Here is a 14,382-nt window from a genome sequence, read left to right as displayed (position 1 = left end):
CTCCCGCAGGGCCTTCCGCGGGAGGGGCGACCGGCCTTGTCGTCCCTGTGGAGTCGACTTTCAAGGAGGTGCCGCGGATGGCCGGTACATCCCCCGCCGTGACCACTCTGACGGGTGAGGAGCCCGCGCTGCAGGCCGTGCTGCTGGACATGGACGGCACCCTGGTCGACACCGAAAACTTCTGGTGGGACGCGGAGGTCGAGGTCTTCGCCGAGCTGGGCCACCAGCTGCGGGACGAGTGGCGGCAGGTCGTGGTCGGAGGCCCGATGTCGCGCAGCGCCGGCTTCCTGATCGAGGCCACGGCCGCCGACATCTGTCTGGATGAGCTGAGCGTGCTGCTGAACGCCAAGTTCACCGAGCGGCTGGACCGGGGCGTCTCCCTGATGCCGGGCGCCCGCAGGCTCCTGGCGGAGCTGGCCGCGCACCGGATCCCCACCGCGCTCGTATCGGCCTCCCACCGCGCCGTCGTGGACCGGATGCTGCCGTGGATCGGCCCGGAGAACTTCGCCTGCACGATCGCGGGGGACGAGCTGCCCCGCACGAAGCCGCACCCGGACCCGTATCTGACGGCCGCACGCCGGCTGCACGCCGACCCCGCGCGGTGCGCCGTGGTCGAGGACACCGCCACCGGCGTCGCGGCGGCAGAGGCAGCCGGGTGCCAGGTGGTGGCCGTGCCGTCGATCTCTCCGATCAAACCCAAGTCGGGCCGCACGATTGTCGGTTCGCTCGAAGAAGTCGATCTCGAATTGCTGCGTTCCCTGGTCATGGTCGCACGCTGAATGGATCTTCGTTTTCCGAAATGCCTTTCCCGGGGTGTTTTCCGGCCTCGCGGAAATGACGGACTCCGGTGTCCGGCGCGCGGATTGGTCCAGTGACGTTCGTCACGCGTGACCCCCTCGACAGGCCCTCCGAGGTGTGGTGCCGGTGTGACGGGAGGGGCAATTGTCCTTCCCTTGTGTCCAGATTGATGGAGCGACGCGGAATACGTTCCCGTGTCCGGATAGCGGACAGGAAGTCCGTGGTTCCTGTCCGTGAAAGCCCCGCGGTGACCTGCGGTTCCTGAAGCGCGCGAGCGGACGATTAATGTCGGAGCACCGGCCATTCCACCTCTGCAACAAACCCCGGCCGGGCGAGGAGATCGTCGACAATGAACCGTAAGACTGTGGTGCTGCCCGTGCTCGCCGGGCTTCTCGCCCCCGCTCTCGCCGCCTGCGGGACCGAGAAGGGTGCGAGCGCCGGCGGTGACCCGATCGTCGTCGGTACGACGGACCACTTCGCGGTCAGCAAGAGCGCGCCGGCCCCCTTCGACCCGGCCGCCGCCTACGACGTCGCCGCCTGGAGCGTCATGCGCAACACCTTCCAGACGCTGCTGCGCCTGCCGCGCACCGGCACCTCGCCCGTGAGGGACGCCGCGAGCAGGTGCGGCTTCACCGACGCCGAGAACGAGCAGTACCGCTGCACCCTGCGCAAGGGGCTGACGTTCTCCAACGGGCACGAACTGGACGCGCGGGACGTCGCGTTCTCCGTGGAACGGGTCAAGCGCATCAACCACAAGGGCGGCCCCGCGGTCCTCTTCGGCAACCTCGACCGCGTCGAGACACACGGCAAGCGCGAGATCGTCTTCCACCTGAAGAAGCCGGACGCGACCTTCCCGTACAAGCTGACCACCCCCGCCGCCGCCATCGTCGACCGCCGCGCCTACCCGGCCCACTCCCTCACCCGCGGCCGGGAGCTGACCGGCTCGGGCCCCTACGCGCTCGACAGCCTCGACGCCGAGTCCGCCGTCCTGGTCCGCAACCCGCACTACCGGGGCGGGCTGGAGCGCCACAACAGCAAGATCGAGCTGCGCTTCTTCGACAGCGCCGGGGCCATGGAGAAGGCGCTCCGCGCCCGCAGGATCGACGTCATGGGCCGCACGATCTCCCCCGGCCAGGTCAACCGGCTCGGCAGCGCGCAGGACAAGGGGATCGAACTGGTCGAACAGCCCGGCCAGGAGATCCGCTACTTGGCGTTCGACACGAAGCACGGCGCCACGGGCAAGAAGGCCGTCCGCCAGGCCATCGCCCAGCTCGTCGACCGCAAGAAGATCGTGCGGGACGCCTACGACCGCAGCACCGAGCCGCTCTACAGCCTGGTGCCCGCGGGGCTGACCGCCCACCGCAACTCGTTCTTCAACAAGTACGGCGAGCCCGGCAAGAAGGCCGCCGAGCGCACCCTGCGCCGCGCGGGCATCGACAAGCCCGTCAAGCTCACCCTCACCTACACCACCGACCACTACGGCGACGCCACCGCCAAGGAGTTCGCCGCCCTCGAGAAGCAGCTCGACGACAGCGGCCTCTTCGACGCGCGGACCAAGGGCGTGCGCTGGAGCGAGTTCCGCCCCGCCGCCACGGGCGGCAAGTACCGGGCGTGGGGCTACGGCTGGTACCCGGACTTCCCCGACGCGGACAACCTGATCGCGCCGTTCTTCGAGAAGGACAACTTCCTCGGCTCGCCGTACACCAACCGCGAGATCCGCGACGAGATCGTCCCGCAGACCCGCCGCCAGACCGGACGCGCCTCCACCACCGGCGCCTTCGGCCGCGCCCAGGACATCGTCGCCGAGGACGTGCCGGTGCTGCCGCTGTGGCAGGGCAAGCAGTACCTGGCGGCCCGCGACGACATCACCGGCGTCGAGTGGGCCCTCAACTCCTCCTCGGTCCTCCAGCTGTGGGAACTGGGCCGGGGCCAGGGGGGCTGAGCCGACGGCCCGGGGGACCGGGGGCGGAGCCCTCAGCTGGAGCCGGGCCGCACCAGACCGCTCTCGTACGCGTAGACGGCCGCCTGCACCCGGTCCCGGAGCCCCAGCTTCGTCAGCACATGCCCCACGTGCGTCTTGACCGTCGTCTCGCTGACGAACAGATCCGCGGCGATCTCCGCGTTCGACAGCCCGCGCGCCACCAGCTTCAGCACCTCCACCTCGCGCTCGGTCAGCTGGTGCAGCGTGTCCGGCACCGGCTCCTCGCCCGAGGGCAGCTTGCCCGCGTACTTGTCCAGCAGCCGGCGCGTGATGCTGGGCGCCAGCATCGCCTCGCCCGCAGCCACCACCCGGATGGCCTGCACGAGTTCGCCCGCGGGCGCGTCCTTGAGCAGGAAGCCGCTGGCCCCGGCCCGCAGCGCCTCCACCACGTACTCGTCCAGGTCGAAGGTGGTGAGCACCAGCACCTTGGCCGGGCCGTCCTTGGCGGGGCCGGTGATCCTGCGGGTGGCCTCCACACCGTCCATCCGGGGCATCCGGATGTCCATGAGGACCACATCGGGCTGGAGCGCCCGCACCTGGTCCAGCGCCTGGAGACCGTCGCCCGCCTCGCCGACCACCGCGAGGTCCTGCTCGGCCTCCAGGATCATGCGGAAGCCGGTGCGCAGCAGTGGCTGGTCATCCACCAGCAGTACGCGGATCGCCACGGGAACTCCTTCGGCGGGACGGAAGCGGGCGCCCCATTCTTCCTCAGCTCCCCTGGTGCCGCCCCGCTGCCCCTTCGGACTCCGCCCCCGGGTCCTGGGAGGTGCGCGGCTCGGGCAGCCTCGGCTGGATCATGAGCGGATAGGGCGGGGGAGTGCCGCCGAACTCCGGGCAGTGCGCCTGGTGGTCGCACCACCCGCACAGCTTGCTCGGCCTGGCCCGCCAGTCGCCCGTCTCGGTCGCCCGGCTGATCGCGTCCCACAGCGCCAGCAGCTTGCGCTCGGTGGACCGCAGGTCGCCCTCGTCGGGGTCGTAGGTGAGGACGTCACCGCTGCCCAGGAAGACCAGCTGGAGCCGGCGCGGCACCACCCCGCGCAGCCGCCACAGCACCAGGGCGTAGAACTTCATCTGGAAGAGCGGGCCGTCGGCGTACTCCGGCCGGGGGGCCTTGCCCGTTTTGTAGTCGACGATCCGCACCTCACCCGTGGGGGCGACATCCACCCGGTCGATGATCCCGCGCAGCCGCAGCCCCGACTCCAGCCGCGCCTCCACGAACAGCTCGCGCTCCGCGGGCTCCAGCCGCGTCGGGTCCTCCAGCGTGAACCACCGCTCGACCAGCTCCTCGGCCTCGGCCAGCCACTGCGCCAGCCGGGCGCTGTCGATCCCGCCCTCGCCGTCCGGCGCCTCCTCGGTGAACAGGCCGGCCAGCTCCGGCCGCTTCGCCAGCAGCCGCTCCCACTCACCGGCCACCATGCCGCGGGCGCGCCCGGCGCTGCGCTCGGCGGCCGGCGCGTCGAACAGTCTTTCCAGCACCGCGTGCACCACCGTGCCCCTGGTGGCGGCGGCGGACGGTTTCTCCGGCAGTTTGTCGATCACCCGGAAGCGGTAGAGCAGCGGGCACTGCATGAAATCCGCTGCCCGGGAGGGCGACAGCGAGGTCGGCGGTGTGGCCGCGCTGGTCTTCATGGGGTAAGACCCTACGGCCCACCACTGACAGCGGGCACTTACCATCGACGGCAGACCCTCGGCACCGCACGGCCGGCAGCGGCGCGGCGGAGCGGGGGCGCGAGGGCAGCAGCAGAGGGGAACCCGTGGCGGACGAGGACAACGACGGGAAGCCGCGGACCGGCGGCTCCGGCGAGGGGAACGGCCCCCGTGAGCCGGCCCCCCGCGGGCCGGGCCCCGGCAAACCCGTGCAGCCCACCCGGCCGGGCGGCGGCATCCTCATGGGCCGCCCCTTCGGCGTCCCCGTGTACGTGGCACCCTCCTGGTTCCTCGTCGCCATCCTGATCACCTGGGTCTTCGGCGGCCAGCTCGACCGCGTCCTGCCCGAGCTGGGCGCCCTCCGCTATCTGATCGCGCTGTTCTTCGCGGTCGCCTTCTACGCCTCCGTCCTCGTCCACGAACTGGCGCACACCGTCGCCGCGCTCCGCTTCAAGCTGCCGGTGCGCCGTATCCAGCTCCAGTTCTTCGGCGGCGTCTCCGAGATCGAGAAGGAGTCCGAGACGCCCGGCCGCGAGTTCGTCCTCGCCTTCGTGGGCCCGCTCTTCTCGCTCGTCCTGTCCGGGGTCTTCTTCGGTGCCATGCGCCTCGTCGAGCCGGGCACCGTCCCCGGTGTCCTGCTGGCGGGGCTGATGGTCTCCAACCTCCTGGTCGCCGCCTTCAACCTGCTGCCCGGCCTGCCGCTGGACGGCGGCCGGATGCTGCGGGCCGTCGTGTGGAAGATCAGCGGCAAGCCGATGACCGGCACCGTCGCCGCCGCCTGGGTGGGCCGGGCGCTGGCCGTCGCCGTGCTGATCGGCCTCCCGCTGGCCACCCACGCCGGCGGCCTCGCCCGCGGCACCGTCAGCGGCATGGACTCCCTCACCGACGCCCTGCTCGCCGCCATCCTGGCCGCCATCATCTGGACCGGCGCGGGCAACAGCCTGCGCATGGCCCGGCTGCGCGAGCGCCTGCCCCAGCTGCGCGCCCGGACGCTGACCCGCCGCGCCGTCCCCGTCGAGACCGACACCCCCCTCTCCGAGGCGCTGCGCCGCGCCAACGCCGCCGGAGCCCGGGCGCTGGTCGTCGTGGACGGCAGGGGCGACCCCCTCTCGCTGGTGCGGGAGGCCGCCATCGCCTCGGTGCCCGAGCACCGCCGCCCCTGGGTCGCCGTCAGCACCGTCGCGCAGGACCTCAGGGAGGGCATGCGCGTCCCCGCCGAGCTGACCGGCGAGGACCTGCTGGAGTGGCTGCGTGCCACCCCGGCGACCGAGTACCTGGTGGTGGAGGAGACCGGCGAGATCTACGGGGTGCTCTCCACCGCCGACGTCGAGCGCGCTTTCGTCGCGGCCATGTCGAAGCGGCCGGACGGCGACGGGCCGCACGCGCGGGGATGAGCCCTCGGCACGGCCGCCCCGTGAGGACCGGCTAGGCTGTGCGTATGTCCGAACCGACCGGTGCCGCCCGCCGTCGCGGGCCCTTCAAGGTCGGGGACCAGGTCCAGCTCACCGACCCCAAGGGCCGCCACTACACGATCACCCTCGAAGAGGGGAAGAGCTTCCACACCCACAAGGGAGCCTTCCTCCACGACGAGCTGATCGGTGCGCCCGAGGGGAGTGTCGTCCGTACCACCGGAAACGTCGCCTACCTCGCGCTGCGTCCCCTGCTCCCCGACTACGTCCTGTCCATGCCACGGGGAGCCGCCGTGGTCTACCCCAAGGACGCCGGACAGGTGCTCGCGATGGCCGACATCTTCCCCGGCGCACGCGTCGTCGAGGCGGGCGTCGGCTCCGGCTCGCTGAGCACCTTCCTGCTCCGCGCGATCGGCGACCAGGGCATGCTCCACTCCTACGAGCGGCGCGCCGACTTCGCCGAGATCGCCCAGCAGAACGTGGAGCGCTACTTCGGCGGCCCCCACCCCGCCTGGACGCTGACGGTCGGCGACCTCCAGGACAATCTGTCCGACACCGACGTCGACCGTGTCATCCTCGACATGCTCGCCCCCTGGGAGTGCCTGGAGGCCGTCTCCAAGGCGCTGGTGCCCGGCGGCATCCTGTGCGCCTACGTGGCCACCACCACGCAGCTGGCCCGCATGGTGGAGTCCATCCGCGAGTTCGGCACCTTCAACGAACCGCAGGCCTGGGAGACCATGGTCCGCAACTGGCACATCGAGGGCCTCGCCGTCCGCCCCGACCACCGCATGATCGGGCACACCGGCTTCCTGCTGACCGCCCGCCGGCTCGCCGAGGGCGTCGAGCCCCCGCTGCGCCGCCGCCGCCCCGCCAAGGGTGCGTACGGCGAGGACTACACGGGCCCCGGCAGCCAGTCCGGCGGACGCCCGGCCTGACACGGTCAACCCGGCTGGCGCCCACCGGGCCGTACCAGGCCCCACGGGCGTCCGCCGCGGTCCCGGTGGGCGAGGCGTCCCGAGCCCGGCCACTCAGCAGTCCTGGCACCACCCGGCAGACACGCTCCCCAAGTAGGAGCGCTACCGCAGGCGTTGGCCGGCGTCTTCGTGCGTGTGCATGAGAGCGGCCGGGCCTTTCGTCTGCCAGGGCGACATTTTCATGACTTTCTGCTGAACGCACGACTGACCTCGTCCCGCCCGGAACCCGGGTACCGGGCAACGGCGTTGGGAGCACCCGGCCCCGGTGGGGAGGGCGGCGGGGGAGCGGCGCGGAAAGGCGCCCCGGCCGAACCGCGCCGGTGTGACGTATGGCACGATGCTGAGCACCTCCTCGCACTCGCCTCATCCAGGAGTCACCCCGCGTGACGGAACTGCCACACACCCGTACCCGTGCGGTCCACTGGCTCGCCACCGCCGCAGCCCTGGCGGCCGTGCTCGGTGCCTCGGCGCTCCTCCCCTCCGACGCCACGGCGAACCCCGCCTCCCCACCGTCCGCCGCCCCGGCCCCCGACCCCGTCAAGGCGCACTACCCCCTCGACTGCGGTCCCGGCGGGTCGGCGGTGGACGTACTCGACAAGGGGGCGGCCGACTTCGACGGGGACGGCGCCGCCGAGACCGTCGCCGTGGTGCGCTGCCGGGCCGAGGGCGGTACCCCGCCCAGCGCGCTCTTCGTCCTCTCCCAGGCGGCCGGGGGGCGCGCCCCCCGAGGTGGCCGCGACCCTCGTGGCGCCGAAGGAAGGGATGACGGTCCGGGACCTCCAGGTCCGGGGCACCACCGTCGCCGCGAAGCTCCTGGGCTACTCCTCACCCGAGGTGCCGCGCTGCTGTCCCGACAGGCAGCGCCGGGTCAAGTGGGACTGGCGGGACGGGAAGTTCAGGCTGACCCCCGCACCCGCGAGCGGCGGCGGACTCAGCGTCTGAGCGGTGCCGCCGGCGGCCGCCCGCCGGGCGGGACGGCGGCCGCGAGGCAGGCGTACGCCGGTCCGGGGCCGCCCTCCGGGGCCCCGTCCGGAATCCGCCGCACCCGGCCGCGTCCGCCGGTGCACACCCCGGCCCGAGGCGCCGCGGCGCAGCGCGGCGGCGGTGTCGGACCAGGCCACGGCGCCAGGTGACCGGAGCGGCTCCGCCGCCCGGCGCGGACGCGTTCACGGCGGGACTCGGGAGGCGCTCGCGACGGCGCTCCGGGCACGACTTCGGATGAGATTCCGGATGAAACAAGGCCGCCCTTGAAGGGTGTTGAACGTCTCGACACCACAACCGGTCGCTTTCAGATGGTCGCGGGTGGGGTATCCCCAGTCCTGAGGGAGTGCGCAAGGGTGAAGATCGGACACACCCCGACCGTCTTTGTGATCTAGGGGTTTCAACCCGCACCGGCCCAGGTAGGGTCGAAGCGTCCAGCTCCCCCTGGAGGAGGTGAGGACCGTGGCAGCCCACGACGACGACACCAACCGCGGCATCCGGCCCGGTCGGGGCGACGACCCGTCCGGCCAGATCGCCTACCTTGAGCAGGAAATCGCCGTCCTGCGCCGCAAGCTCGCCGACTCTCCGCGGCACACTCGTATTCTCGAGGAGCGGATCGTCGAGCTGCAGACCAACCTGGCCGGCGTGTCCGCCCAGAACGAGCGGCTCTCCAACACGCTCCGTGAGGCGCGTGACCAGATCGTCGCCCTCAAGGAAGAGGTCGACCGGCTCGCCCAGCCGCCCTCGGGCTTCGGCGTCTTCCTGCAGGCCAACGAGGACGACACGGCCGACATCTTCACCGGGGGCCGCAAGCTCCGGGTGAACGTCAGCCCCAACGTCGAGCTCAAGGAGCTCAGGCGCGGGCAGGAGGTCATGCTCAACGAGGCGCTCAACGTGGTCGAGGCCATGGAGTTCGAGCGCGCGGGTGACATCGTCACCCTCAAGGAAGTACTGGAGGACGGAGAGCGAGCGCTCGTCGTCGGCCACACCGACGAGGAGCGCGTCGTGCGGCTCGCCGAGCCGCTGCTCGGCGTCACCCTGCGTGCCGGGGACGCCCTGCTCCTGGAAAGCCGCTCGGGGTACGTCTACGAGGTCGTGCCCAAGAGCGAGGTCGAGGAGCTCGTCCTCGAAGAGGTCCCCGACATCGACTACACCAAGATCGGCGGCCTCGGCGGTCAGATCGAGCAGATCAGGGACGCCGTCGAGCTGCCCTACCTGTACCCCGACCTCTTCCGCGAGCACCAACTGCGTCCGCCCAAGGGTGTGCTGCTCTACGGCCCGCCCGGCTGCGGCAAGACGCTGATCGCCAAGGCGGTGGCCAACTCGCTGGCCAAGAAGGTCGCCGAGGTCACCGGCAAGCCCCAGGGGAAGAGCTACTTCCTCAACATCAAGGGCCCGGAGCTGCTGAACAAGTACGTCGGCGAGACGGAGCGGCACATCCGCCTCGTCTTCCAGCGGGCCCGCGAGAAGGCCAGCGAGGGCACGCCCGTCATCGTCTTCTTCGACGAGATGGACTCCCTCTTCCGCACCCGTGGCTCGGGCGTCAGCTCGGACGTGGAGAACACCATCGTCCCGCAGCTGCTCTCCGAGATCGACGGTGTGGAGGGCCTGGAGAACGTCATCGTCATCGGCGCCTCGAACCGCGAGGACATGATCGACCCCGCGATCCTGCGCCCCGGCCGCCTCGATGTGAAGATCAAGATCGAGCGTCCGGACGCCGAGGCCGCCAAGGACATCTTCTCCAAGTACCTGACGCCGAACCTGCCGCTCCACGCGGACGACGTCGCCGAGCACGGCGGCAGCGTCGAGGCCGCCTGCGACGCCATGATCCAGTCGGTCGTCGAGCAGATGTACGCGGAGTCCGAGGAGAACCGCTTCCTCGAGGTCACCTACGCCAACGGTGACAAGGAAGTGCTCTACTTCAAGGACTTCAACTCGGGCGCCATGATCGAGAACATCGTCGGCCGCGCCAAGAAGATGGCCATCAAGGCCTACCTGGACCACAACCAGAAGGGTCTGCGCGTCTCCCACCTGCTCTCCGCCTGCGTGGACGAGTTCAAGGAGAACGAGGACCTGCCCAACACCACCAACCCGGACGACTGGGCCCGCATCTCCGGCAAGAAGGGCGAGCGGATCGTCTACATCCGCACCCTGGTCACCGGCAAGCAGGGAGCGGACACCGGCCGTTCCATCGACACGGTCGCCAACACGGGTCAGTACCTGTAACGAGGACCAGTCCGGCTGCGGGTCCCCGGCGGGGCACCCGCAGCCGGAGTGTTTCCGGAGCGCCAAGGAAGTCCGCCAAGTGATCTGCCCTCCGAGGCCCGCGCGGCATAGGCTCGTGCGTACCGCCGCGGCGCGCACGGCGCGGGGGAGGGGGCCGCATGCGGGACGGACGCGCAGCGGGACTTGAACGGCTGTCCACCGGCGGGCCGCCGTCAGGCAAGGAGGGAAGCATGACCGTACGGCGCGTAATGGGCATCGAGACCGAGTACGGCATCTCCGTGCCCGGACACCCCAACGCCAATGCCATGCTCACCTCGTCCCAGGTCGTCAACGCCTACGCGGCGGCGATGCAACGGGCGCGGCGCGCCCGCTGGGACTTCGAGGAGGAGAACCCGCTGCGGGACGCCCGCGGCTTCGATCTGGCCCGCGATTCGGCCGACGCCAGCCAGCTGACCGACGAGGACATCGGGCTGGCCAACGTCATCCTCACCAACGGCGCCCGCCTCTACGTCGACCACGCCCACCCCGAGTACAGCGCGCCGGAGGTCACCAACCCCCGGGATGCCGTGCTGTGGGACAAGGCGGGCGAGCGCATCATGGCCGAGGCCGCCGAGCGCGCCGCCGAGGTTCCTGGCACCCATCCCATCCACCTCTACAAGAACAACACCGACAACAAGGGCGCCTCCTACGGGACGCACGAGAACTACCTGATGAAGCGGGAGACCCCGTTCTCGGAGATCGTGCGGCACCTGACGCCGTTCTTCGTCTCCCGCCAGGTCGTCTGCGGCGCCGGCCGCGTCGGGCTGGGCCAGGACGGCGGCGAGCACGGATTCCAGCTCAGCCAGCGGGCCGACTACTTCGAGGTCGAGGTGGGTCTGGAGACGACCCTCAAGCGGCCCATCATCAACACCCGCGACGAACCGCACGCCGACGCCGAGAAGTACCGGCGGCTGCATGTGATCATCGGGGACGCCAATCTGTCGGAGGTCTCCACCTACCTCAAGCTGGGCACGACCTCGCTGGTGCTGGCGATGATCGAGGACGGTTTCATCGCCGTAGATCTCGCCGTGGACCAGCCCGTGCGCACCCTCCACCAGGTCTCGCACGACCCGTCCCTGCGACGACTCATCACCCTGCGTAATGGTCGCACCCTGACCGCGGTGCAGCTCCAGATGGAGTACTACGAGCTGGCCCGCAAGTACGTCGAGGAGCGCTGGGGCGCCGACGCCGACGAACAGACCCGCGACGTCCTGGCCCGCTGGGAGGACGTGCTCGGCCGCCTGGAGCGGGACCCGATGAGCCTGTCCGGCGAGCTGGACTGGGTCGCCAAGCGGGAGCTGATGGAGGGCTACCGCCGCCGCGACCAGCTCGACTGGGACGCCCCCAGGCTCCACCTGGTGGACCTCCAGTACGCGGACGTGCGCCCCGACAAGGGCCTCTACAACCGCCTCGTCTCGCGGGGCAAGATGCAGCGCCTGCTCACCGAGGAGGAGGTGAAGGAGGCCGCCTTCAAGCCTCCGGAGGACACCCGCGCCTACTTCCGCGGCCGCTGCCTGGAGCAGTACGCCGACGACGTGGCCGCCGCCTCCTGGGACTCGGTCATCTTCGACCTGCCCGGCCGTGACTCCCTGCAACGGGTCCCCACGCTGGAGCCGCTCCGGGGTACCCGTAACCACGTCAAGGCACTGCTGGACCGCTGCCGCACCGCGGAAGAGCTGGTGAAGGTGCTGTCCGGGCACTGAATCGCGGCTATTCGGTCCCCGGTCAGGGAATCATCGAGGTGGTTCCCGGACGTTGTAGCAACTACAGGAGCCGATGTCAGTCCCGGCTTGTAGGGTCTGATCTTGTACGTTCCGCGTACACCACCGAACCGAGCGGGGTGAGGGAAATGGCTACCAAGGACACCGGCGGCGGACAGCAGAAGTCCACCCGCCACACCGAGGAGACCGAGGAGCAGGCCCAGGACGCGCAGGTCTCCGAGGACCTCAAGGAACGCCAGGAGGCGCTCTCGGACGACGTGGACTCGGTGCTGGACGAGATCGACGACGTACTCGAAGAGAACGCCGAGGATTTCGTGCGCTCCTTCGTGCAGAAGGGCGGGGAGTAAGGCCCCAGCGGTCCGTATCCGCGCATGCGGGGGCCGAAGCGGTGACGGGCACCGGGGAGTGGCCGGCTGGCGCTCCCCGGCGGCCGGTTCGGCGCCCGCCCGGCCCCGCCCGCCCCGCCGGGGGATGTGGTCCCGATCATGGGGCGGGTAGGGTCCGGGGCGTACGTACTCCAGTCGCGACGCCGCGCTGGGGCAGTTCAAGGATCGGCCGGACGTCATGCGGCGGGCGGCCGCCTACGTGGAAGGAAACGTGTGGAAGCCAATACTGGTAGCACCGGGCGTCTACCGGCTGCCTTCCTGACGCCGGGGTCGTCGTCGTTCGTGGATTTCCTGTCCGCCCACGCCCCGGAGCAGCTTCCGGGCAACCGGCCGCTGCCGCCCGTCGAGGGCGCCGTCCAGGCGCCGCACGGGACGACGATCGTGGCCGTCACCTTCGCCGGCGGCGTGGTGCTGGCCGGCGACCGGCGGGCGACGATGGGCAACGTCATCGCGCAGCGTGACATCGAGAAGGTCTTCCCGGCCGATGAGCACTCCGCCGTGGGGATCGCGGGCACCGCCGGTCTGGCGGTGGAGATGGTCAAGCTGTTCCAGCTGGAGCTGGAGCACTTCGAGAAGGTGGAGGGCTCCACCCTCTCCCTGGAGGGCAAGGCCAACCGCCTCTCCACGATGATCCGCAGCAACCTGGGCATGGCCATGCAGGGGCTCGCGGTGGTGCCGCTCTTCGCGGGGTACGACCTGGAACGGCGCAAGGGCCGCATCTTCTCCTACGACGTCACCGGGGGCCGCTCGGAGGAGCCGGGCTTCGCCGGCGTCGGGTCCGGCTCGGTCTTCGCCCGCGGCTCGCTCAAGAAGCTCTACCGCGACGACATGACGGAGGAGCAGGCCGCCACGGTCGTCCTCCAGGCGCTCTACGACGCCGCGGACGACGACTCGGCGACGGGTGGGCCGGACATGACGCGTCGTATCTACCCGGTCGTCGTGGCCATCACCGAGGACGGCTATCGCAGGCTCGGCGAGGAAGAGGTCTCGGGGCTGGCCCAGACGGTGTACGAGGGCCGTCTCCAACTGCCCAACGGCCCGCAGGCCCCGGCCTCCTAGCCCCCATCGCACCCCCACGGACAGGAAGGGACGGATAGCCGGTGTCGACGCCGTTCTATGTGTCGCCTCAGCAGGCAATGGCCGACCGCGCGGAGTACGCCCGCAAGGGCATCGCGCGCGGGCGCAGCGTGGTCGTGTTGCAGTACGCGGACGGCATCGTCTTCGTCGCCGAGAACCCCTCTCGGGCGCTGCACAAGGTCAGCGAGATCTACGACCGCATCGCGTTCGCCGCGGTCGGCAAGTACAACGAGTTCGAGAACCTGCGGATCGGCGGTGTCCGCTACGCGGATCTGCGGGGCTACACCTACGACCGCGAGGACGTCACCGCGCGCGGCCTCGCCAATGTCTACGCCCAGACGCTGGGCACCATCTTCTCCTCCAACGCGGAGAAGCCCTACGAGGTGGAGCTGATCGTCGCCGAGGTGGGCGCGGCCCCCGAGGACGACCAGATCTACCGGCTGCCGCACGACGGCTCGATCGTGGACGAGCACGGCTCGGTCGCCGTCGGCGGCAACTCGGACCAGATCGGCAGCTACATGGACCAGCGGCACCGGGAGGGAATGTCGCTGGGCGAGGCGCTGAAGCTGGGTGCCGAGGCGCTGCGGCGGGACAGCAGCGGCAGTGAGCGCACGCTCTCGGCCGAGCAACTGGAGGTCGCCGTCCTCGACCGCGCTCGCCCCCAGAAGCGCAAGTTCAAGCGCATCCCGGCGGCCCAGGTGGCCCGCCTCCTGGAGGAGACCCCCGCCCCGGAGGCGAGGGAGGACGACTCGAAGGAGTGAGCCGGCCGCCGGGCGGTGCCCGGTGGTCCCCGGTCGCCGGACGGGCAGGCGGTCCGCCCGGCGACCGGGGGGGGGGACCGCTAGCGGGCCGCGCCGTCCGGGGCCGGTCCGGTGGAGCCGCGCGCCACCAGCGTCGCGGGCAGTCCGGTGGTCTCGACCCGCCGGCCGTCCAGTACGGCCAGCAGCGCCTCCATCCCGGCCGCGCCCACCCGCTCGGCGGGCAGCCGGACCGTGGTCAGTTCGGGTTCCACGGCCGTGGCGAGGGACAGATCGTCGAACCCGGTCACCGACACCTCGTCCGGCACCCGCAGCCCCAGCCGCCGCGCGGCCTTCAGCGCCCCGGCGGCCAGCAGGTCGTCGTCGCACACCAGGGCGGTCGGCG

At 71.0% G+C, this 14,382-nt stretch carries 13 protein-coding genes; 10 read left to right on the top strand and 3 right to left on the bottom strand.

All coding sequences use genetic code 11. The features are described 5' to 3' along the window. Positions 1 to 77: 77 nt before the first annotated feature. Positions 78 to 779 carry an HAD family hydrolase gene (locus FM076_RS05605; protein WP_173868811.1) on the top strand — a complete coding sequence of 234 codons (702 nt, stop codon included), beginning with the start codon at positions 78 to 80 and terminating at the stop codon, positions 777 to 779. Between the two features lie 368 nt (positions 780 to 1,147). Next, the gene (locus FM076_RS05600; RefSeq protein ID WP_173868810.1) at positions 1,148 to 2,740 is read left to right on the top strand and encodes an ABC transporter substrate-binding protein; all 1,593 of its coding nucleotides are present in this window, start codon (positions 1,148 to 1,150) and stop codon (positions 2,738 to 2,740) included. 32 nt (positions 2,741 to 2,772) lie between these two features. Here FM076_RS05600 and FM076_RS05595 read toward each other — a convergent pair whose 3' ends face one another. Beyond that, on the bottom strand, positions 2,773 to 3,444 hold the full coding sequence (locus FM076_RS05595) for a response regulator (protein WP_173868809.1): 672 nt from the start codon (positions 3,442 to 3,444) through the stop codon (positions 2,773 to 2,775). 43 nt (positions 3,445 to 3,487) lie between these two features. Beyond that, entirely contained in the window at positions 3,488 to 4,408 is a 921-nt protein-coding gene (locus FM076_RS05590; RefSeq protein WP_173868808.1) for a RecB family exonuclease, read from the bottom strand. 125 nt (positions 4,409 to 4,533) lie between these two features. On the opposite strand from FM076_RS05590, the gene FM076_RS05585 reads away from it, so the two are divergent. The 8 genes from FM076_RS05585 (at position 4,534) to prcA (ending at position 14,000) form a co-directional block, all read left to right on the top strand. Beyond that, a complete protein-coding gene (locus tag FM076_RS05585) occupies positions 4,534 to 5,820 on the top strand; it encodes a site-2 protease family protein (RefSeq protein ID WP_173868807.1) in 1,287 nt (428 codons plus the stop codon). A 44-nt stretch (positions 5,821 to 5,864) separates the two neighbouring features. Continuing rightward, positions 5,865 to 6,770: a tRNA (adenine-N1)-methyltransferase gene (locus tag FM076_RS05580; protein WP_173868806.1), complete on the top strand. Its 906-nt coding sequence runs from the start codon at positions 5,865 to 5,867 to the stop codon at positions 6,768 to 6,770. Positions 6,771 to 7,571: 801 nt separating this feature from the next. After that, positions 7,572 to 7,751 (top strand): hypothetical protein, encoded by a 180-nt coding sequence (locus tag FM076_RS35255; RefSeq protein ID WP_430625924.1) that lies wholly within the window; start codon positions 7,572 to 7,574, stop codon positions 7,749 to 7,751. A gap of 501 nt (positions 7,752 to 8,252) precedes the next feature. Continuing rightward, positions 8,253 to 10,016 carry a proteasome ATPase gene (gene arc / locus FM076_RS05570; RefSeq protein ID WP_173868805.1) on the top strand — a complete coding sequence of 588 codons (1,764 nt, stop codon included), beginning with the start codon at positions 8,253 to 8,255 and terminating at the stop codon, positions 10,014 to 10,016. A 230-nt stretch (positions 10,017 to 10,246) separates the two neighbouring features. Beyond that, a complete protein-coding gene (dop, locus tag FM076_RS05565; protein ID WP_173868804.1) occupies positions 10,247 to 11,758 on the top strand; it encodes a depupylase/deamidase Dop in 1,512 nt (503 codons plus the stop codon). Between the two features lie 146 nt (positions 11,759 to 11,904). Further along, positions 11,905 to 12,123 carry a ubiquitin-like protein Pup gene (locus FM076_RS05560; RefSeq protein ID WP_173868803.1) on the top strand — a complete coding sequence of 73 codons (219 nt, stop codon included), beginning with the start codon at positions 11,905 to 11,907 and terminating at the stop codon, positions 12,121 to 12,123. A gap of 252 nt (positions 12,124 to 12,375) precedes the next feature. After that, a complete protein-coding gene (gene prcB, locus FM076_RS05555) occupies positions 12,376 to 13,221 on the top strand; it encodes a proteasome subunit beta (RefSeq protein WP_173868802.1) in 846 nt (281 codons plus the stop codon). A gap of 41 nt (positions 13,222 to 13,262) precedes the next feature. Then, positions 13,263 to 14,000 (top strand): proteasome subunit alpha, encoded by a 738-nt coding sequence (gene prcA, locus FM076_RS05550; protein WP_173868801.1) that lies wholly within the window; start codon positions 13,263 to 13,265, stop codon positions 13,998 to 14,000. Between the two features lie 80 nt (positions 14,001 to 14,080). Here the strand turns inward: prcA and FM076_RS05545 are convergent. Beyond that, on the bottom strand, positions 14,081 to 14,382 hold a 302-nt coding region (locus FM076_RS05545), incomplete at its 5' end, for a substrate-binding domain-containing protein (protein ID WP_173868800.1).

This window comes from Streptomyces albus subsp. chlorinus, from assembly GCF_013302895.1.
Classification (GTDB): Bacteria; Actinomycetota; Actinomycetes; order Streptomycetales; family Streptomycetaceae; genus Streptomyces; species Streptomyces chlorinus.
This window is presented reverse-complemented; position numbering and strand designations above follow the sequence as displayed.

Bases quoted from the DNA above. Each gene is read 5' to 3' on its own strand.
- FM076_RS05600 (WP_173868810.1), top strand. From the start codon at position 1,148: ATGAACCGTAAGACTGTGGTGCTGCCCGTGCTCGCCGGGCTTCTCGCC.
- dop (WP_173868804.1), top strand. From the start codon at position 10,247: ATGACCGTACGGCGCGTAATGGGCATCGAGACCGAGTACGGCATCTCC.
- FM076_RS05590 (WP_173868808.1), bottom strand. From the start codon at position 4,408: ATGAAGACCAGCGCGGCCACACCGCCGACCTCGCTGTCGCCCTCCCGG.
- FM076_RS05605 (WP_173868811.1), top strand. From the start codon at position 78: ATGGCCGGTACATCCCCCGCCGTGACCACTCTGACGGGTGAGGAGCCC.
- FM076_RS05580 (WP_173868806.1), top strand. From the start codon at position 5,865: ATGTCCGAACCGACCGGTGCCGCCCGCCGTCGCGGGCCCTTCAAGGTC.
- FM076_RS05560 (WP_173868803.1), top strand. From the start codon at position 11,905: ATGGCTACCAAGGACACCGGCGGCGGACAGCAGAAGTCCACCCGCCAC.
- FM076_RS35255 (WP_430625924.1), top strand. From the start codon at position 7,572: ATGACGGTCCGGGACCTCCAGGTCCGGGGCACCACCGTCGCCGCGAAG.